This window comes from Streptomyces johnsoniae (assembly GCF_031845565.1).
In the GTDB taxonomy this organism is placed as follows: Bacteria; Actinomycetota; Actinomycetes; order Streptomycetales; family Streptomycetaceae; genus Streptomyces; species Streptomyces johnsoniae.
Window position 1 is genome coordinate 127,044 of the sequence record NZ_JAVREV010000017.1, and the last position, 19,173, is coordinate 146,216.

Consider the following 19,173-nt stretch of genomic DNA (forward strand, 5'->3'; position numbering starts at 1 on the left):
ACTCTCACGACGCGGCGGCGGCCCGCGCTGCCGCGTCGATCGCCGCGAGGGAGCGCCGCACCTGATTCCGGTCGGTGGTGTACCAGAAGTCCGGCATCGAGGCGCGCAGGAAGCTGCCGTACCTCGCCTTGGCCAGCCGCGGGTCCAGGACGGCGACCACGCCGCGGTCGTCCGTGGCCCGGACCAGCCGCCCTGCCCCCTGCGCCATCAGCAGCGCCGCGTGGCTCGCCGCGACCGCCATGAAGCCATTGCCCCCGGCCTCCTCCACGGCCTTCTGCCGGGCGCTCACCAGCGGATCGTCCGGCCGCGGGAACGGGATGCGGTCCATCACGACCAACTGGCAGTTCACCCCGGGGACATCGACGCCTTGCCACAGGGAGAGCGTGCCGAAGAGGCAGGTCCGCGCGTCGGCCGCGAAGGAGCGGATCAGCTCGCCGAGGGTCTCCTCACCCTGGAGCAGGATCGGCATGTCCAGCCGACCGCGCAGCTCCTCGGCCGCGGCCTGCGCGCCGCGCATCGAGGAGAACAGCCCGAGTGTGCGCCCGCCGGCCGCCTCCACCAGCTCGGACAGCTCATCCAGCATGTCGGCACGGCTGCCCTCCCGGCCGGGCGGGGAGAGATGCTGCGCGACGTAGAGGATGCCCTGCTTGCGGTACTCGAACGGGGACCCGACATCGAGTCCCTGCCACTCGGGCAGCTCCTCGCCGTGGTCCCCCTCCGGGGCGAGCCCGAGCGACGCACCCACCCCGTTGAAATCGCCGCCGAGCTTGAGGGTCGCCGAGGTCAGCACCACCGACCTGTCCGCGAACAGCTTCTCCCGCAGCAGGCCAGACACCGACAGCGGAGCGACGCGCAGCGAGGCGCCGTACCGGTCGTGCCGCTCGTACCACACCACGTCGTACTCCGAGCCCTGCACAATGCGCTCGGAGACCTCCTGCACCGACTCGATCGAGGCCAGGGCCTGCTTGCGCACGGCGTCCTCGTCGGACAGCGACGCGTCGCGCGTGCCCCCGATGGCGGTGATCACGGCGCGTGCGGCGTCCCGCAGCGCGGCCAGGGCGTACCCGAGGTCCTCCGGGATCTTCTCCAGCCGACCGGGCAGCGCCAGCTCCATCAGCCGCTCGAACGTCTCGGCGGCGGTTTGGAGCTGATCGGCGATCTTCTCGTCGATGAGCTTGGCGGCCCGCCGCACCGCCCGGTTGACCCCGCCGGGGGTCAGCTCTCCGGTGGCGACGCCCGTCACGCGCGAGACCAGCTCGTGCGCCTCGTCGACGATGAGGACGTCGTGGCCCGGCAGCACGGGGGCGCCCTCGATCGCGTCGATGGCCAGTAGCGCGTGGTTGGTGACGATCACCTCGGCGAGCTTGGCCCGCTCCCGCGCGGCCTCGGCGAAGCACTCGGCGCCGTACGCGCATTTGCTCGCGCCCAGGCACTCGCGGGAGGAGACCGACACCTGCGACCACGCCCGGTCGGACACCCCGGGAGTCAGATCGTCACGGTCGCCGGTCTCCGTCTCGTCGGACCACTCCCGCAGCCGCAGCAGATCCTTGCCCAGCTTGCTGGTGGGCGTGCCGGGCAGGGACTGCGCCGCCTCGAACTGGTCGAAGAGACCGTCCTCGTCGTCCTGCGGGACGCCTTCGTGCAGCCGGTGCAGGCACACGTAGTTGGACCGGCCCTTGAGCGTCGCGTACTCGGGGCGGCGCCGCAGCACCGGGTGCAGCGCCTCCACGGTGCGCGGCAGGTCCCGCTCGATGAGCTGCCGTTGCAGCGCGAGCGTCGCGGTGGCGACGATGACGCGGTCGCCCTGCGCGATGGCCGGAACCAGGTATCCGAGGGACTTTCCGGTGCCGGTGCCCGCCTGCACCAGCAGATGGGTGCCGCCCTCGATGGCCGCGGCCACGGCCTCCGCCATGGCGACCTGTCCCGGCCGCTCGGCCCCTCCGACGGCGGAGACCGCGGCGTGCAGCAGATCGTGGAGGGCCGGCCCCCCGGATGTGGCAGTCATAGGGCAGTCACCTTACGCGGCGCCACTGACAGCGGCGAGCCGACCGGGCACGGACGGGCACGGACCGGCCGTTCATGGCGTGTGGAGAGGGTTCGCGACCGTGCCGTGCACCGCCGCGTGCGGACGCCGCGCGCGGTCCCGGTAGCCGTCGAGATGAAGCCTGTTGCGGTTGAGGCACAGGCGGTCGATGCGCGGGGTGAGCAGGTCGAACGTCTCGTACCTGCTCTTGAGGTCGGGGAACCGCTGCTGGTGCTGAAGTATCTCCGCCCGGACGAGTGACCAGAAGTCGGCCTCGGGTACCCGCAGTTGCTCCTCGAACAGCGGAGCGAGATACCGGAAGACCCCGATGAAGAGTCCGGAGTGGATGAACTGGGTGAGGAACGCGGGCGGTTCCGTCAGGAGTGTGCCCCGCACCAGGGCCGGGATGCCGTCGAACTCGGGTATCGGCTCGGCACTCAGGTTGACGTCGTCGACGAAGTCCTTCACGGCGAGGCGGACCGGCACGTCGGACTCGTCGAAGACGACAAGCGCGTTCTCGCCGTGCGGCGAGAAGACGGTGCCGTACCGGTACAGGAAGTGCAGCAGCGGCGGCAGCAGCGCGGCGAAGAGGTGCCGCAGCCAGGCGCGCGGCGCGAGCCCCGACCGGCGCACGAGCTCGGCGGCGAGGGACCCGCCGTCCGGATCGGTCCACAGGAGGGCCGCGAGAGTCCTGGCCCGCTCCCCCGGGCCGAGGTAGGGGCCGATCGGCTCGCGCCATATGCAGCCGAGCAGCTCGCGGTACTGGTAGGGAACGCCGGGCAGCCGGTCGTACAGGGGGTGTTCCACGGTGACGGAGGCGGTTTCGCCGAGCAGGATGACGCGGGTCTCCTCGGCGAGGAACGGGTCCTGGGCGCGCACCTGGTGCATCCACGCGGTGACGGCCGGGGCGGCGAGGGTGCGTTCGGTGGGCAGGCCGCGCCAGACCAGCGTGTTGAGGATGGACAGCGGCAGCTTGACGCTGCGGGCGTCGGGCCGGGAAACGTTCAGGAAGGTGCGGATCGACTGTTGCGGCAGCCGCAGATCCCCGTCCGTGGGCAGGGGTATGACCCCGCGGGCCGCGATCTGGGGCGCGTAGAGCGGGGCTATCGTCTCGTCCCACTGCCATGGGTGCACCGGAAGCCACAGGTAGTCGGCCGGGTCCCGCCCCTCGTCGGCGACGGCGCGGCCGAACGTGTGGCGGGTGGCCGGCGTCAGCTCGTCGGCGTAGAGGCGGTCGGGGGTGGCGAGGGACGGCACACCGCGGTAGCGGGCGAGGTCGCGGTGGACGGCGAGCCACGGCAGCGGCTGCGGGCTGCGCGCCTCCGGCGACCAGCGGGCAGCGTCGGAGGCGGAGAAGCCGACCCGGCCCTTGTTCGCGACGAGCCAGGGGTGCCCGGTCTGCCGGCCCTCCAGGTCGGCGTGGTCGAGGTCGGCGAGCTGTGCGGCGGTGAGCGCGTCGTCGGCGAGGGTGACGTCCGCGCTGAGAGTGGCCGTCAGCTCCCGGATCAGGTGCCCCGTGGTGTCCCCCGACAGCCCGAGCAGCCGATCGTGCGCGCGGGCGACGAACTCCAGCGGGTCAGCGGCGGGGGTGATGGACCCGGGGTCCACCCGCCAGTGGCCGTAGGCCCCGCGCCGCGCACGGAAGCGGTACGTCAGGTCGCTGCCGACGGGCAGGTGGTAGGCGTCGGCGGGCGAACCGTCGGCCCTGGGCCTGATGACGTCCTCGTAGGCGAACTCGGCGAGCATCTTGGCGAGCAGTCTGCGGGCGGCATGGTGCCAGGCCGACTCGGGTGCGCGGTGCATCGGACCTCCAGGGTGATGGGGACGGGCCGGTCAGCGGTCTCTGAGCATCAGTGCGGCACGTTTGTCCGGCAGGTCGGCCTCGGCGGCCTTGCGGAAGCCGGCCGCCCGGAACGCCGCGATCGAGGCGGTGTTGCGCACGTCCGGCTCGGCGACGACGCGCGGGCAGCGCGGCCGGTGCCGGAGCACGAGGTCCGCGACCCCGCGCAGCAGCGCGGCGCCGATGCCGCGCCCGCGGTCCTCGGCGCTGCCGATCAGTACGTGCACCCCCGTGTCGTGCAGCCGGGAGGGGTAGTAGCGGGCGAGGGGGTCGAGATCGGCCCGGTAGATCTCCCAGTAGCTCATCGGCAGGCCGTCCAGGACCCCGAGACAGGGCACGCTGCGGCCGTCGCCGTTCAGCTGCTGCGCGAGGTGTGCCCCGGTGCGCCCGGCCGGACCCGCCAGCAGCCAGAAGGCGTCGACCACCGGGTCGTTCATCCAGGTGGCGATGAGCGACAGGTCGCGGTCGAGCCGCACGGGAACGAGCTGGAGCACACCCGCCGCGGTGGCGATGGGGCCCCAGTCGACGACGCGGTCCAGCGGGTCGGGGCCGCACGGGCCCGGCTCGGTGCCGTAGGCGGCGGGGGCGCCGGTCAGGTCGGGCGGCAGGTCGAGGTCGGCGGTGTCCTCTCCGCCGTCGGTGCCGGTGTCGGGGGCGGGCACGCGGGCTCCTTCAGGCCGTGGCGAGCGGGTTGGGGACGGTGACGTAGACCGACTGGCCGTCGACGGGGCCGACCAGCTCGTCCAGGCCGTGCAGCCGGGTCAGCAGGTTGGCCTTGCACCGCAGGGACTCGGCGTCGAGCAGGCGGCCCACCAGCGGCGACACGGGCCCGGTGGCCAGGGCCTCGTCGGCCAGGAAGTGACGGCACACGGCGAGCAGCGCCTGCTCGTCGCCGAGCCCCTGGGCGCCGAACGCGCCGACCAGGCCCAGCACATTGTTGATGCCGGCGTAGTAGGCGAACCGCTCGTCGGCGACCTCATCGGTCACGAACGTGTCGGACTCCTCGCCGAGCCCGGGCAGCCGACGCCGGAGCGCGTCGCGCCGCGAGGCGCGGAAGTAGTAGCCCTGGTTGTCGCGGAAGCGCCCGCCCGTCGGCCAGCCGTCGGCGTCGAGCAGCACCAACGTGTTCTGCTGGTGGGCCTCCAGGGCGATCCCGGCATGCGCGTCGAGCCACAGCAGCGGACGCAGAATCACCCGCAGGTAGCGCAGCAGCCACTCCGCGGCCACGACGTGCACCGGCCGGCCGGTGCGTCCGGCCAGCGCCTGCACCACGTCCGCCAGCCGGGAGCCGAGACGGGGAGCCGCGTCGCCGGGCCGGGGGCGGGGGCCGGTGAGGGCGGCGAGGCACAGAACGTCGTCGCCGGGGCCGAACGGGCTCTGCCGCAACAGCACGTCGAGCCCGGGGACGGGTCGGCCCTCGGCGTCGTCGACCGCGAGCCACGCCGGGTCGCGCACGATGTCGAAGCCGGGGCAGGCGGCCCGCCACTCCTCGGCGAGCCCGGCTTCGAGCAGCCGGTGGACCTCCACGCCGCGATGCAGCTCCTTCCGCAGGTTTTCGCGGCGGGAGTTGGTGATGCGCAGCGCGAGCGACAGCTTGAGCATGGCGGGGGCACCGGGCCGGTGAACGGTGCGCACCGACGAGGTGGGGTGCCACGGGGTGCCGTGCGACCCCAGATCGTGCAGCAGGCCCGCCTCGAACAGCGCGGTCACGGCCGGGCGTTGCACCAGGTCCCTGGCCTGCCAGGGGTGCAGCGGCAGGACGGCGGTGTCCGGCGGAACGGTGAGGCCCGGCCCGGCGAGCCGTGCGGTGAGCGTGTCCGCGGCGACCGTCCGGCCGTTCTCGTGCCAGGCCGAGTCGCTCGCCAGCACGGCACGGTCCACCGCGAACCAGTGCAGCCGGAACGCGCCGCGCAGCTCCGGCGAACAGCGGCGGGCCTCCGCTCCGGTGAGGCCCTCGCGGCTCTTCGGCGTCGGGTGCAGGGGATGCCCGAAGAGGATGGACTGCTCCGCGTCGAGGAACGCGTGGCCGTGTGCGGCGGGCTCCGGGGCCGCGCGCCTGGCGCCCAGGAACTCCGCGGTGCGGCGGGCCGAGTCGGCGACCCGGCCCACCAGGTCCATCGCCTCCGCGGCCCGCCGTGCCTCGTCCCCGGCGGCGCCCTCCCCCGCGGCCGGCTCGCGGGCGAGCAACGCGGCGAGGGTGACGGCGTCCAGGGGGCGTGCGCCGGCGGGCGCGTCCTCGAACGCGACGGTGCCGAACCGGTGCCAACCGGTCGCCGACCAGTGCCGCACGGGAACGCGCAGCACCGCACCCGAGGCGGGCAGGGGCAGCAGAAGCGTGCCGCCCCCGGGGCGTTCGGCACCGGCCTCGCGGACCCAGCACCTCAGCAGGCATTCGATCGCGGCCGCGTCGGCGGCCAGGACGGGGTCGGCATGCTCCAGCGGATCGGCCGGCTCCGGCCCGGCACCTGGCGCGGGCCCGGCGGGCCGCGCGTCGGCGACGGGGCGGCGCGGGCCGGGCAGCTCCATGAGCCGGGCGAGCCGCCGGCGGACCGGCCGGCGCTCACCGGACGGGCTCCGTTCGGGACGGGGGCGTGCGTTCATCCGTGTGCGGCGCACGTGCCGGGCACGGGACAGAACCCGGCGGCGCCTCCTCCTCTGTGGTCACCTGGCCGTCAACGCCTTGGCGTTCCTCCACCCGTATTAACGACACGGCGCACGCCGGATCACGGCCTCCGGCAAGATCCTTTCGGCCCGCTCGCCAGCCGGTACGGAACCGGGGACCCGGCTACGGCCGTCCTCAAGGTCACCGGCATAGTTGGGGGACCGCCTCCGGCCACTGCGGGCGCAGGCAGGCAACACCTTCAGGACCACATCAGGGGGAGTGCACCCATGTCATCGATACGCAGGCGACGATCACGTCGCCGCGCCGGCCTGGCCGTGACGGCCCTGGCCGCGGCGCTGGCGCTCACGGCAACCGCCTGCAACGGCGACGACGAGTCGGGCGGCGACGCGTCCGAGCAGCCGGGCGAGGACGGGTCGACGGGGGACGACCGCCTTCAGGAGCTGCTCGACACCCTGCCGTTCGATGTCGATGTGGATGCCTGGATGGACGGCGGCTGGGCCGACTGGGACCGCGACACCTGGCTGCGCGAGGTCGGGGACTTCTTCAACCCGATCATCCAGGACCTGTGGGACCAGGACCGCATGGGCGAGGCCGAGGACCCCGATCAGTCGATCGACGACGACCAGATCGAGGAGGACCCGAACGCGCCCGAGGCCGACAGCCCCGAGGCCGACCGCGGGATCACCGACCCCGAGCCCGCCCCGGTCGAGGCGGTCGCGGTCGACACCCCGTACACGGAGCACGGCGCGCCGATAGGCAAGGTCTTCTTCGACAGCCCCGAGGGCCCGATGGTCTGCTCCGGCACCGTCGTCGCCGACCCGAACGCCCCCGGCCAGTCCAACCTCGTGGCCACCGCGGGCCACTGCGTGCACGCCGGTTCCGGCGGCGGCTGGTACCGGAACCTCAGCTTCGTTCCCGCGTACAACAACAACGGGCTGAGCGCCGACGAGCTGGCGAGCGCACCCTACGAAGAGGTCGCGCCGTACGGGGCCTACTGGGCCGAGTACGTGTCCACCACCCAGTACTGGATCGACAACGGCACCATGACCGGCGGCGACGGCGCCCACGGCGACTTCGCGGTCATGTCGGTGGTACCCGAGGACGACAGCGGCCTGTCCCTGGAGGAGCAGGTCGGTGCGGCCCTCGATGTCAACTTCGACGCGCCCGCCGTCGCCGGGCTCGGCGACGTCACGCTCTACGGCTTCCCCGCCGGGGAGCCCTACGACGGCGCCATGATGTACAGCTGCGTCGACACCCCGGGGCGGCTGTCCATGGACGCGCAGATGCCGGTGATGTACTGGGCCGGCTGCACGATGACCGGCGGCTCCTCCGGCGGCCCGTGGCTGCGGACGAACGAGGCCGGGGAGGCCGAGCTGGTCTCGGTCAACTCGATCGGCCCGCTGGAGAGCACCTGGCTGGCAGGCCCGCGGCTCGACGTGGAGGCGCAGGAGGTCTTCGATCACGTGAGCACCGTGGAGGCGGGGGGCTGACGCTCCCTCGGACCCCGCACGCGAGGGGCCCGGCGTCCGCACTGGCGGATGCCGGGCCCCTCGTGTGCGTCCCGCCGGATCAGCCGCCGGCCGTGGCCAGCGGGCTGCGCAGGGTATCGCCGCCCGGCACCGGCTCCGAGGGGTCGGAGCCGAGCACGACGATGCGGTTGGCAGCGTCGACGTGCACCACCGCGGGGCGCATCCGGCGGGCCTCGGCGTCGTCCACCTGCGCGTAGCTGATGAGGATGACGAGGTGGCCGGGCTGGACGAGGCGCGCGGCGGCACCGTTGATGCCGATGACGCCCGAGTCGCGTTCGCCCTCGATGACGTAGGTCTCCAGCCGGGCTCCGTTGTCGATGTCGACAATCTGGACCTGCTCGCCCGGCAGCAGGTCCGCGGCCTCCATCAGCGCCGCGTCCACGGTCACGGAGCCGACGTAGTGCAGGTCGGCCTGGGTCACCGTGGCCCGGTGGATCTTCGACTTGAACATGGTGCGCAGCACGTCGCAGCTCTCCCCTGGTCCGTGAGGTCGCGTTCCCGCTGACCGGGATACGCGCCGACGCCTCCATGCTAGCCGCGCGCCGGACGGGTGTTCGGCCCGGCATCCGGTCCTTGGCTTCCGTCCCTGGCCGGGACAGGGCAAGGCCCCGCCCCTCGCGAGAGGCAGGGCCTTACCCGTCTGCCGGACGCGTCCCGCTCAGCGGCGGGCCGCGGGCATGTACGGCTCGAGCAGGGCGGCCAGCTCCTGGTGGACCTGGGCCTTCAGCAGGGTGCCCTCGCCGGTGTGCTCCTCCGAGAGCACCTCGCCCTCGGCGTGCATCCGGGAGACCAGCGCCCCCTGGGTGTAGGGCAGGAGCACCTCCAGCTCCACGGCCGGGCGCGGCAGCTCCGTGTCGATCCAGGTGAGCAGCTCGGGGATGCCGAGCCCGGTCCGCGCCGACACGGCGATGGCCCGCTTCTCCGCGCGCAGCAGCCGCTGGAGCGTCAACTCGTCGGCGGCGTCCGCCTTGTTGACCACCACGATCTCCGGCACACGGTGCGCGCCGACGTCGCGGATCACCTCGCGGACCGAGGCCAGCTGCTCCTCCGGCGCCGGATGGGCGCCGTCCACCACGTGCAGGATCAGGTCGGCCTCGCCGACCTCCTCCATCGTGGAACGGAATGCCTCCACCAGGTGGTGCGGCAGGTGCCGCACGAAGCCGACCGTGTCGGCCAGCGTGTACACCCGGCCGGAGGGCGTCGTCGCCCGCCGGACCGTGGGGTCCAGCGTGGCGAACAGCGCGTTCTCCACGAGGACACCGGCGCCGGTCAGCTGGTTGAGCAGCGAGGACTTGCCCGCGTTGGTGTATCCGGCGATGGCGACGGACGGCACCTTGTTGCGGTGGCGCTCCTGGCGCTTCAGCTCGCGGCCATGCTTCATGTCCGCGATCTCCCGGCGCATCTTCGCCATCTTCTCGCGGATACGCCGCCGGTCGGTCTCGATCTTGGTCTCACCAGGACCGCGGGTCGCCATCCCGCCGCCACCGCTGCTCGATCCGCCGCCGCCCATCTGCCGGGAGAGCGACTGGCCCCAGCCGCGCAGACGCGGCAGCATGTACTGCATCTGGGCCAGCGAGACCTGCGCCTTGCCCTCGCGGGATTTGGCGTGCTGGGCGAAGATGTCGAGGATCAGGGCGGTGCGGTCGACCACCTTGACCTTGACGACATCCTCCAGGTGGATCAGCTGGCCCGGGCTCAGCTCACCGTCGCACACGACGGTGTCCGCGCCGCTCTCCAGCACCAGGTCACGCAGCTCCTGCGCCTTGCCGGAGCCGATGTAGGTGGCGGGATCGGGCTTGTCGCGGCGCTGGATCACGCCGTCCAGCACGAGGGCGCCCGCGGTCTCCGCGAGCGCGGCCAGCTCCGCGAGTGAGTTCTCCGCGTCCTGCGCCGTGCCCGAGGTCCATACGCCGACCAGCACGACGCGCTCCAGACGCAGCTGGCGGTACTCGACCTCGGTGATGTCCTCAAGCTCGGTGGACAGGCCGACGACCCTGCGCAGCGCGGCGCGCTCGTCGCGGTCGATCTGCTCGCCGTCCTGGTCACCGGGCCGGAACTCGCTCCGGGCAACGTCCTCATCCATCAGGGCGTCTGCCCGGCGGCTCGCGGTGCGGCGCTGGTGGTCCTGAGGAAGGGAAGAGAAGGTCAATGCGTTCCTTAGAGTCGAGGGGCCAGCCACGCGAGGTGGCTGCGGAACCGAATGGTGCGGCCGCCCTGTTCAACGTCCCGGCGGGCCGGAACATTCCCGGCGGCGCCTGCCCATAGTGGCACGGGCGCCCACGGCCGTCACCCGGATTTGCGGCCCCGCCGCGACGACGGGGTCAGGGCTGGAGCCGCGCGGCGCGCGTCACGTCATACACGCCGGGTACCCGACGCATGGCCCGCATCAACCTCGGCAGGCCCGCGGAATCGGGCAGCCGCAGCGTGTAGGTGTGCCGCACGCGCTGCTCGCGGGGCGGCTCCACCTCGGCGGCGAGCACCGCGGCCCCGTGGGCGGCCAGTGCCTCGGTGAGGTCCGCGAGCAGCTCGGGGCGGCCCAGGGCCTCGGCGTGCAGCGTGACGCGGCAGCCGACGGAGCCGGAACGCCAGCTGACCGGCAGCGTGCGGCGGCCGGCGGCCCGCATCCTGACGGCGGAGGGGCAGTCCTCGCGGTGCACGGTGACGCCGCCCCTGACCACGAAGCCCTGCACGCCGTCCGGCGGTACGGGCGTGCAGCAGCGGGCCAGCCGGACCGCGGCGCCCGGCGCGCCCGCGACGATGGCGGCCTGCTCCTCCGAAGGCTCGGCGGGCGCCCGGCGCCCGGCCGGAGCGCCGGCGCCCGCGGCCTGCTCCTGCGGGCCGACGCGCTCCTGGCGCGGCTCGCCCTCCGTGTCCCGCATGCTGTCGAGCCAGCTGCGGATGGGGATGCGGGCGGCGGCGGTGGCGGCGTACTCCAGCCACTCGGGTGAGGGCCCCGAACTGCCGTCCGGCGCGAGCAGCAGGTGAACGGTGTCCCCGTCGCGCAGCACGGTACGCAGGGTGGCCAGCCGGCCGTTGACGCGGACGCCGATGCTGGCGTGGGCGTCCTGCCCGTGCCGGGCGTAGGCCGCGTCGACACAGGTGGCACCGGCCGGGAGCTGGAGCGGCGCGGCGCCCGGGGCCTCGCCGTAGACGGTGATCTCGCCGTCCTGCGCCAGCTCGTCGCGCAGTGCGGTCCAGAAGGTGTCGGGGTCGGGGGCCTGCCGCTGCCATTCGAGCAGCCGCGAGAGCCAGCCGGGGCGGGTCGGGTCGGCGCGTTCCCCCTCGTCGGAGCCGGACTCGCCCTCGCAGGGGCGGTGCGGGTCGCCGAGTGCCACCACGCCGGCCTCGGCGACGCTGTGCATGGCCTGGGTGCGGACCAGGACCTCGGCGATCTGTCCGGCGCCGGCGGCGAACGCGGTGTGGAGCGACTGGTAGAGGTTGAACTTCGGTACCGCGATGAAGTCCTTGAACTCCGAGATGACCGGCGTGAAACAGGTGTGCAGCTCCCCGAGCACCGCGTAGCAGTCGGCGTCCTCCGCGACGAGGATCAGCAGGCGGCCGTAGTCGTAGGGGCCGAGGTCCCCGCGTTTCAGGCGGGTGCGGTGCACGGACAGCACGTGCCGCGGTCGGATGACGACCTCGGCGGTGATCTGCGCCTCGCGCAGCACTCCGCGCACCGACTCGGCGACCTCGGCCAGCGGGTCGGGGCCCGCGGCGTGCGCGCGCATCAGCTCCTCGGCGCGGGCGTGCTCCTCGGGGTGGAGGATGGCGAAGACCAGGTCCTCCAGCTCGGTCTTGAGGGTCTGCACGCCGAGCCGCTCGGCGAGCGGGATGAGGACGTCCCGGGTCACGCGGGCGATACGCGCCTGTTTCTCGGGGCGCATCACGCCGAGGGTCCGCATGTTGTGGAGCCGGTCGGCGAGCTTGATCGACATGACGCGGACGTCGCTGCCGGTGGCCACGAGCATCTTGCGGAACGTCTCGGGCTCGGCCGCGGCGCCGTAGTCGACCTTCTCCAGCTTGGTGACGCCGTCCACCAGATGGCCGACCTCGTCGCCGAAGTCGGCCCGCACCTGATCGAGGGTCACCTCGGTGTCCTCCACGGTGTCGTGGAGGAGGGAGGCCGTCAGCGTGGTGGTCTCCGCACCCAGCTCCGCCAGGATCAGGGTGACGGCCAGCGGGTGGGTGATGTAGGGCTCGCCGCTCTTGCGGAACTGGCCGCGGTGCGCGGCCTCGGCGAGCAGGTACGCGCGGCGCAGCGTGTCGAGGTCGGCGCGCGGGTGGTGGCGGCGGTGTGCCTGGGCGAGGTGCTCGATGGCGTCGGGCAGCCTGCCGCGGAGCGCGGAGCGCAGGACGGCGGCGCGGCCGAGCTGCCTCAGCACGTCCCTGCGGTGCCCCCGTCGTCCGCCGGCGGTACCGCTCGGTGTGGTCGCCTCTGCGCTCATGGGGTGGCACCTCCCGCGGTCTCCTGACCGGACCGCGGCCGAATATCGATCGATCCCCGTGATCCCCGTGGTGATCCCGCAGCGGCGCCGGTGCTTGATGCTACCGAGCCCACCACGTGTGGTTCACCGGGGACCGCCCCTATCGTGGGGGATCACCCATTCGAGTGACTTATGTTCTGTGAAACATGGCTGAAATCCATGGGGTGCCCGGCCAGGTTCAGCCAGTGGGGGTCGATCGTGCCCTCGGCGACGATGACCGCAGGTCCGGTCAGGGTGACCGTGCCGTCCGGGGCCTCGGCGACGTGCAGCCGGCCGCCGGGAACGTCGACGGTGTACGCGGCGGCCCGGCCGTCCGCGGCGGGGTCGAGGCCGTCCCGGCGGGCGGCGGCGACCATGACGGCGCACGCACCTGTGCCGCAGGACCGGGTCTCCCCCGAACCGCGCTCGTGCACACGGAGGGCGAGGTGCCGGGGTCCGCGGTCGACGACGAACTCCACGTTCGTCCCGCGCGGGTACGTCTCGGACGGGCGCACACCGGGCGCGGTCAGGAGGGGACCGGCGTCGGACAGCCGGTCGACGAAGGCGACCGCGTGCGGATTCCCCATGTCGACGTGGCGGGCGGGCCAGCTGCGCTCCCCCACGGTGACGGTGACGGACGGCCCCGGCCCGGCGGGCAGGCCGGCGGGGCCCATGCCGACGGTGATGTCGCCGTCGTCCTCGAACCGCACCCGCCGCACGCCCGCCCTGGTGGCGACGGGCAGGTCGTCCCCCTTGGCGAGCCCGGCCCGCTGGAGGTAGCGGGCGAAGACCCGCACCCCGTTCCCGCACATCTCGGCGATGCTGCCGTCGGCGTTGCGGTAGTCCATGAACCACTCGGCCCCGCCACCCGACTGCCGCACGACCCGCAGCACCCCGTCCCCGCCGATGCCGGACCACCGGTCGCACAGCCGCGCGACAGCGGCGGGCGACAGGCTCAGCCGATCGTCGAGGTCGGGGATGATCACGAAGTCGTTCTCCGTGCCGTGGCCCTTGAGGAACGGCACGGGCTGCTCTGAGGTGCCCACCCGGCGAGCGTAACGGATCGTGACGGGGCTCAGCGCAGTGCGGCGACTCTCAGCACGGCGAGCACGGCGAGCAGGAGCAGGCCCAGGGCGTAGAGGGTGAGCAGCCGCCAGTCGGGACGGCGGCCCGAGCCGCGCGGTGGCAGCCCCGGCCAGGTGTAGCCGACGCGGCGGGCGGCCATCATGCCCCAGCCCGCGGCGCTGCACCCGATGAGCAGCCCCAGCATGGCCACCACGGCGCCGGTGTCGTCGAACGCGAAGGCCAGCGGGAAGGCGAACATCAGCGAGCCGAGCAGACTCAGCAGGACGATCGGGGCGACGAGGGTCAGCCGCAGCCGCCTGGGGGGCCGGAGATCGGCATACGACTCGTCCCGGTTGAAGTCGTCGATGATCTCGACGGCCTCGCCCGGCTCACCGTCGTCGGCGGGGGTGAGCACCGGGCTCTCCGCCAGCGGAACGGTCAGCGGATCGCCGTCCGCACCACCCGGCGGCGGAACGTTCTCCGTCGTGCCGTTGCTCTCCCGAGGGCCGGCCTCCATCGCCACACGCCCTCCTTACTCAACGGCTTCACGGCATCGGCTCGATGATGGCACGGCACGGGACCGCTCCCGGCCGCTTGGAGCGTCCCGATGCCATCACGTGATCAGGATGTGACCGTCCGTTCGAGCAAGCCCCAGGCGCGCTCCTCAAGCTCCCCCGCCGCCCCTCGCGCCCCGCTCAGCCAGCGCACGCGCGGGTCGCGGCGGAACCAGCTCTCCTGCCGGCGGGCGAAGCGCCGGGTGGCGCGGATCGTCTCCTCGCGCGCCTCCTCCTCGGTGCGATCCCCGGCCAGCGCGGCGAGCACCTGCTGGTAGCCCAGGGCCCTGGACGCGGTCCGCCCCTCGCGCAGCCCCGCGCGCTCAAGGGTGCGGACCTCCTCGACCAGCCCGGCCCGCCACATGCGGTCCACGCGGGCGGCGATGCGGTCGTCCAGCTCGGCACGTTCGACGCCGACCCCGATCTGGAGCGTGCGGTAGACGTCGCGCTCCCCGGCGGGTCCCGGGAGCCTGGCGGTGAACGGGCGGCCGGTGATCTCGATGACTTCGAGGGCGCGGACGATCCGCCGCCCGTTGCTCGGCAGAATGGCCTCGGCGGCGCGCGGGTCGGCCGCGGCCAGGCGGGCGTGCAGCGCACCGCTGCCGTGTTCGGCCAGCTCCGCGTCGATCCTGGCCCTGACCGCGGGGTCGGTGCCCGGGAAGTCGAGCGCCTCGACGGCGCCGCGGACGTAGAGCCCGGAGCCGCCCACCAGGACGGGGGTGCGGCCCGCGGCGAGCAGCCGGTCGATCCGTTCCCTGGCGAGGGTCTGGTACTCGGCGACGCTGGCGGGCCTGGTCACGTCCCAGATGTCCAGCAGGTGGTGCGGGACGCCCCGCCGTTCGGCGGGCGTGAGTTTGGCGGTGCCGATGTCCATGCCGCGGTAGAGCTGCATGGAGTCGGCGTTGATCACCTCGCCGCCGAGGCGGGCGGCGAGAGCGACGCCGAGGTCGGACTTGCCCGCCGCGGTGGGCCCCACCACGGCGACGACCTGGGGAACTTCGGCTCCGTCGTACACGGGGGCAGTCTCCCAGATCCGGCCGGAGCCCTCGAACGAGCGACGTGACGGACCGCGGTCCGGGTCGTTTGGCGTTCCGAGGTTCCGTTCGCCGTTTCTGGGCGGAATGTCACCCACACGAGTAAGGTCAGGAGTAGTCATGGGAGTGCTTGCCTGGTTCCGCCGCCGTCGGCCGGACACGAAGGAGCAGCCGCCGGACGGCCAGGCCCGGGCCGCCGCGCCCGAGGCGGAGCAGGCACCGGCCGAGTCCGGGGCCGCCGCGGAGTCCGGGTGCCCGGCCGGCGCCGGGGCCGCCGCGGAGTCCGGCGCGGGGGCCGCGGAAGCCGAGGCCGACGCGGACGGCGTCGGCATTCCGAAGCAGACCGCGGCGACGGAGGCCGCGGACAGCGAGGCGGGCGAGGGAGCGGCCCGCCCGTAGCCGCCCGCGGCGGCCGACAGGAAGGTGACCACAATGAGCTTCATCAACCGGCTCAAGGACAAGCTCAGTCAGAACCGCGACAAGGTCGAGACGGGTATGGACAAGGCCGCGCGGGCGGCGGACTCGGCGACCAAGGGGAAGTACCGCGGCCGGATCGAGACCGGGGCGAAGAAGGCCAAGGGAGCCATCGGCCGCTTCGCACAGGGCGACGGGCGCCGCGACGAGGGGGAGGGCGGCGGCCACCGCTGACACCCCCGCCCGCCGCCCGGTCAGGACCCCGGTCAGGACCCCGGTCAGGACCAGGAGGCGACGAAGTAGCCGACCCCGTAGGGCGCGGAATCGTACAGCAGCCGGCCGCCGAGCCCGGCCTCCTCGGCGGCCCCGGCGAGCAGCTGCCAGCCCGGCCGCCCGGCGGCGTGCAGCTCCTCGGCCAGCCGGGCGTCGAGCATGGCCAGCGCCGCGGTGTTGGCGTCGCCGAGGGCCCGGGCCACGGCGGCGTCGAAGGCCGCGGCGCGCTCGTCGAACGCGCCGGGCGCGCGGGGCGAGCGGCATGCGCTCCCGTCGCCCATGACCAGCAGGGCCAGGCGGTCTGTACCGGCAGCGAGGTCCCGGCCAAGATCGGCGGCCCGCTGCCCGTCAAGCGGCCCGGCGATGCCGAGCCCCTCCACCGGCGCGGCCCGCCAGCCGGTGCGTTCCAGCAGCCAGGCGCCGATCGTCAGCGACGGCGGCAGCTCACGTTCCCCCGGCTCGCCTTCGCCGAGTCGCGCCGCCACGTCCACGCCGAAACCGCGCAACGAGCCGCGCGCCCCGGCGGGAAAGGCACCGAGCCCCGCGGGCCCGGCCGGGCCCACCAGCACCAGCCGGTCGGGGCGGGAGGCGGCGAGGACGCCGACGGCGTCGGTACAGGCGGCTCGCGCGTCATCCAGCTCGGGCGCCGCGCCGCCCGCCACCTCGGGAACCAGCAACGGAGGGCAGGGGCAGACCGCGGCGGCGACAAGCATGGCCGCAGCCTAACCCCGGCAGGAGTGCGCCGCCGTCCTCAGCAGACTTCGCAGCCCGGCGCACCCGGCGCACCCGGCGCGGCTGGTGCGGGGGCGCCGACGGTCGGCAGGCCCAGCATGACGCCCTGCGGCCGGTCGGCGGGCGCGGCGGTGCGCCGTTCCCATGCATCGCCCGCGCGCGAGCGCCGCACCGACTGCACCTGGCCCTCCGCGAGCAGGTGGTGGGGGGCGGCGTAGGTGATCTCGACGGTGACCACGTCACCGGGGCGCACCGGCTCGGCCGGGCGGGTGAAATGGACCAGCCGGTTGTCCGGGGCGCGGCCCGAGAGCCGCCGGGTCGCGTCGTCCTTGCGGCCCTCACCCTCCGCGACGAGCACCTCGACGGTGCGGCCGACCTGCTTCTTGTTCTCCGACCAGGAGATGTCGTCCTGGAGGGCCACCAGGCGCTCGTACCGCTCCTGCACCGTCGCCTTGGGAAGCTGGTCCGGCATCTCGGCCGCGGGAGTACCCGGGCGCTTGGAGTACTGGAAGGTGAACGCCTGCGCGAAGCGCGCCTCCCTGACCACGTGCAGCGTCTCCTCGAAGTCCTCCTCGGTCTCGCCGGGGAAGCCCACGATGATGTCCGTGGTGATCGCGGCGTCGGGGATGGCGGCGCGCACCTTCCCGATGATGCCGAGGTAGCGCTCCTGCCGGTAGGACCGGCGCATCGCCCGCAGCACCCGGGAGGAGCCCGACTGGAGCGGCATGTGCAGCTGCGGCATCACGTTCGGCGTCTCGGCCATGGCCTCGATGACGTCGTCGGTGAAGTCCCGCGGGTGCGGGGAGGTGAAGCGGACGCGCTCCAGCCCTTCGACGCGGCCGCAGGCCCGCAGCAGCTTGGAGAACGCCTGCCGGTCGCCGATGTCGGAACCGTAGGCGTTGACGTTCTGACCGAGCAGGGTGATCTCGGTGACGCCCTCGGCGACCAGGGCCTCGATCTCGGCGAGCACGTCGCCGGGCCGGCGGTCCTTCTCCTTGCCGCGCAGCGCGGGGACGATGCAGAAGGTGCAGGTGTTGTTGCACCCGACCGAGATGGCCACCCAGGCCGCGTACGCGCTCTCCCGGCGGGTCGGCAGGGTGGAGGGGAACGCCTCAAGTGACTCCGCGATCTCGACCTGGGCCTCGCGCTGGACCCTCGCCCGATCGAGCAGCACCGGCAGGCTGCCGACATTGTGCGTGCCGAAGACGACGTCGACCCAGGGCGCCCGGCTCACGATCGCGTCGCGGTCCTTCTGCGCGAGGCAGCCGCCGACGGCGATCTGCATGCCGGGGCGCGCGGCCTTCTTCGGCGCGAGCTGGCCCAGGTTTCCGTAGAGGCGGTTGTCCGCGTTCTCCCGGACGGCGCAGGTGTTGAACACCACCACGTCGGGGCTCTCGCCGCCCGCGGGGGCGGGCACGTATCCGGCCCGCTCCAGCAGCCCGGCCATCCGTTCGGAATCGTGCACATTCATCTGGCAGCCGAAGGTCCGGACTTCGTAGGTGCGCGCGGCGTCGGGCATGCGTGAACTCAATCCCATTCGATCCGAGACCAGACAGGGCCAGTCCCCAAGTCTACGTTCCGCTGATAGCTTGCTCGGATGCTCTCCGTGCGTTCCCCACGGCGGCGCCCGGTACCGGTTCTGCTGGGTGTCCTGGTGACGCTCGCGGTGGCCGCGGCGCTGCTGTGGCAGCCGCTGTTCCCGCGCGACGAGCGGCCGTCCGGCTCGGTGACGCTGAGCACGGGCGTGACCACGGGGGTGTACGCCCGGTACGGGCAGCTGCTGCGCGGGCAGCTCGCGCATGACGCCCCCGGCCTGGACATGACGCTGACGCCCAGCGTCGGCTCCGTGGAGAATATCCGCCGCCTGGTCGACGGCGAGGCCGACTTCGCCATCGCCACGGCCGATTCGATCGCCGCCTACCGGGCCGGGGGCGGCGAGGGCGCGGACCGGCTGCGGGCGTGCGCCCGGCTGTACGACGACTACCTCCAGTTGGTCGTGCCGGCCGGCTCCCCGGTGCGGACGACGGCGGAGCTGGCCGGTCTCCGGGTCGGGGTGGGGCAGGACGGTTCGGGGGTGCAGCTGGTGACGCGGGAGCTGCTCGGCGCCGCCGGCCTCGACATGGACCGCGACGTGACGGCGTTCAGACAGGGCATCAACGACATGCCGCGGATGCTGGAGGCGGGCCGGCTCGACGCGTTCTTCTGGTCCGGCGGGCTGCCCACCAGCGCGGTGACCCGCCTGGCCTCACGCCTCGACATCCGCCTCGTGCCGCTGGGGGACCTGCTGCCCGCGCTGGCCCTCCGGGGGCCGCACAGCGAGTTCTACCGCGCGGCCGTCATGCCGCCCGACGCCTACCCGGCCATCGCGGGCTCCGACGTGGTCGACACCATCGCCGTGGCGAACCTGCTGGTGACGACCGAGAGCTCCGACGACGCGATCACCGAGCAGATCACCCGCTCCGTGATCAATGGGCGCGATCAGATCGGGCAGGAAGTCCATGCGGCGCAACGGGTCGATCTGCGGACGGCCATCTACACCCGCCCGCTTCAGCTGCACCCGGGCGCCCGCGACTATTACCGGTCCGTCAAGTCCTGACCCGCCTCGCACCACGTGTACCGCAAT

At 73.5% G+C, this 19,173-nt stretch carries 16 protein-coding genes; 4 read left to right on the plus strand and 12 right to left on the minus strand.

Translation table 11 applies throughout. The annotated features are described in order from the left end of the window. Nucleotides 1–4 precede the first annotated feature (4 nt). From RM779_RS26765 to RM779_RS26780, 4 genes are all read right to left on the minus strand, one after another. Nucleotides 5–2,005, minus strand: coding sequence for an ATP-dependent DNA helicase (locus RM779_RS26765; RefSeq protein ID WP_311620327.1), 2,001 nt, complete (start codon nucleotides 2,003–2,005; stop codon nucleotides 5–7). Between the two features lie 72 nt (nucleotides 2,006–2,077). Continuing rightward, nucleotides 2,078–3,826: an IucA/IucC family protein gene (locus tag RM779_RS26770; RefSeq protein WP_311620328.1), complete on the minus strand. Its 1,749-nt coding sequence runs from the start codon at nucleotides 3,824–3,826 to the stop codon at nucleotides 2,078–2,080. Between the two features lie 30 nt (nucleotides 3,827–3,856). Next, complete coding sequence (locus RM779_RS26775; protein WP_311620329.1) at nucleotides 3,857–4,525, minus strand: GNAT family N-acetyltransferase; 669 nt, start codon at nucleotides 4,523–4,525, stop codon at nucleotides 3,857–3,859. 10 nt (nucleotides 4,526–4,535) lie between these two features. Then, entirely contained in the window at nucleotides 4,536–6,464 is a 1,929-nt protein-coding gene (locus RM779_RS26780) for an IucA/IucC family protein (protein ID WP_311620330.1), read from the minus strand. Between the two features lie 288 nt (nucleotides 6,465–6,752). Between RM779_RS26780 and RM779_RS26785 the strand changes: the two genes are divergently transcribed. Beyond that, nucleotides 6,753–7,976 (plus strand): trypsin-like serine peptidase, encoded by a 1,224-nt coding sequence (locus tag RM779_RS26785; RefSeq protein WP_311620331.1) that lies wholly within the window; start codon nucleotides 6,753–6,755, stop codon nucleotides 7,974–7,976. 79 nt (nucleotides 7,977–8,055) lie between these two features. Here RM779_RS26785 and panD read toward each other — a convergent pair whose 3' ends face one another. The 6 genes from panD to miaA all read right to left on the minus strand — a co-directional run bounded on the left by panD (nucleotide 8,056) and on the right by miaA (nucleotide 15,112). Continuing rightward, nucleotides 8,056–8,478 (minus strand): aspartate 1-decarboxylase, encoded by a 423-nt coding sequence (gene panD, locus RM779_RS26790; RefSeq protein WP_311620332.1) that lies wholly within the window; start codon nucleotides 8,476–8,478, stop codon nucleotides 8,056–8,058. Nucleotides 8,479–8,673: 195 nt separating this feature from the next. After that, nucleotides 8,674–10,164, minus strand: a complete 1,491-nt coding sequence (gene hflX / locus RM779_RS26795) for a GTPase HflX (RefSeq protein ID WP_311620333.1) — start codon at nucleotides 10,162–10,164, stop codon at nucleotides 8,674–8,676. A 172-nt stretch (nucleotides 10,165–10,336) separates the two neighbouring features. Continuing rightward, nucleotides 10,337–12,460 (minus strand): RelA/SpoT family protein, encoded by a 2,124-nt coding sequence (locus RM779_RS26800; RefSeq protein WP_311620334.1) that lies wholly within the window; start codon nucleotides 12,458–12,460, stop codon nucleotides 10,337–10,339. 152 nt (nucleotides 12,461–12,612) lie between these two features. Next, nucleotides 12,613–13,524 carry a diaminopimelate epimerase gene (gene dapF / locus RM779_RS26805; protein ID WP_311620335.1) on the minus strand — a complete coding sequence of 304 codons (912 nt, stop codon included), beginning with the start codon at nucleotides 13,522–13,524 and terminating at the stop codon, nucleotides 12,613–12,615. A gap of 29 nt (nucleotides 13,525–13,553) precedes the next feature. Continuing rightward, nucleotides 13,554–14,060, minus strand: a complete 507-nt coding sequence (locus RM779_RS26810; protein ID WP_311620362.1) for a hypothetical protein — start codon at nucleotides 14,058–14,060, stop codon at nucleotides 13,554–13,556. A gap of 104 nt (nucleotides 14,061–14,164) precedes the next feature. Further along, nucleotides 14,165–15,112 (minus strand): tRNA (adenosine(37)-N6)-dimethylallyltransferase MiaA, encoded by a 948-nt coding sequence (gene miaA, locus RM779_RS26815; protein WP_311620336.1) that lies wholly within the window; start codon nucleotides 15,110–15,112, stop codon nucleotides 14,165–14,167. Between the two features lie 139 nt (nucleotides 15,113–15,251). Here miaA and RM779_RS26820 point away from each other — a divergent pair, with 139 nt between their 5' ends. Then, nucleotides 15,252–15,530, plus strand: coding sequence for a hypothetical protein (locus tag RM779_RS26820; protein WP_311620337.1), 279 nt, complete (start codon nucleotides 15,252–15,254; stop codon nucleotides 15,528–15,530). 33 nt (nucleotides 15,531–15,563) lie between these two features. Next, nucleotides 15,564–15,779: an antitoxin gene (locus tag RM779_RS26825; protein WP_311620338.1), complete on the plus strand. Its 216-nt coding sequence runs from the start codon at nucleotides 15,564–15,566 to the stop codon at nucleotides 15,777–15,779. Between the two features lie 44 nt (nucleotides 15,780–15,823). On the opposite strand, the gene RM779_RS26830 is transcribed toward RM779_RS26825, so the two are convergent. Next, nucleotides 15,824–16,531, minus strand: coding sequence for a class III extradiol dioxygenase subunit B-like domain-containing protein (locus RM779_RS26830; RefSeq protein WP_311620339.1), 708 nt, complete (start codon nucleotides 16,529–16,531; stop codon nucleotides 15,824–15,826). Between the two features lie 38 nt (nucleotides 16,532–16,569). After that, entirely contained in the window at nucleotides 16,570–18,069 is a 1,500-nt protein-coding gene (miaB, locus tag RM779_RS26835; RefSeq protein WP_311620340.1) for a tRNA (N6-isopentenyl adenosine(37)-C2)-methylthiotransferase MiaB, read from the minus strand. Nucleotides 18,070–18,147: 78 nt separating this feature from the next. Between miaB and RM779_RS26840 the strand changes: the two genes are divergently transcribed. After that, nucleotides 18,148–19,146, plus strand: a complete 999-nt coding sequence (locus RM779_RS26840; protein ID WP_311620341.1) for a TAXI family TRAP transporter solute-binding subunit — start codon at nucleotides 18,148–18,150, stop codon at nucleotides 19,144–19,146. Nucleotides 19,147–19,173: the final 27 nt, after the last annotated feature.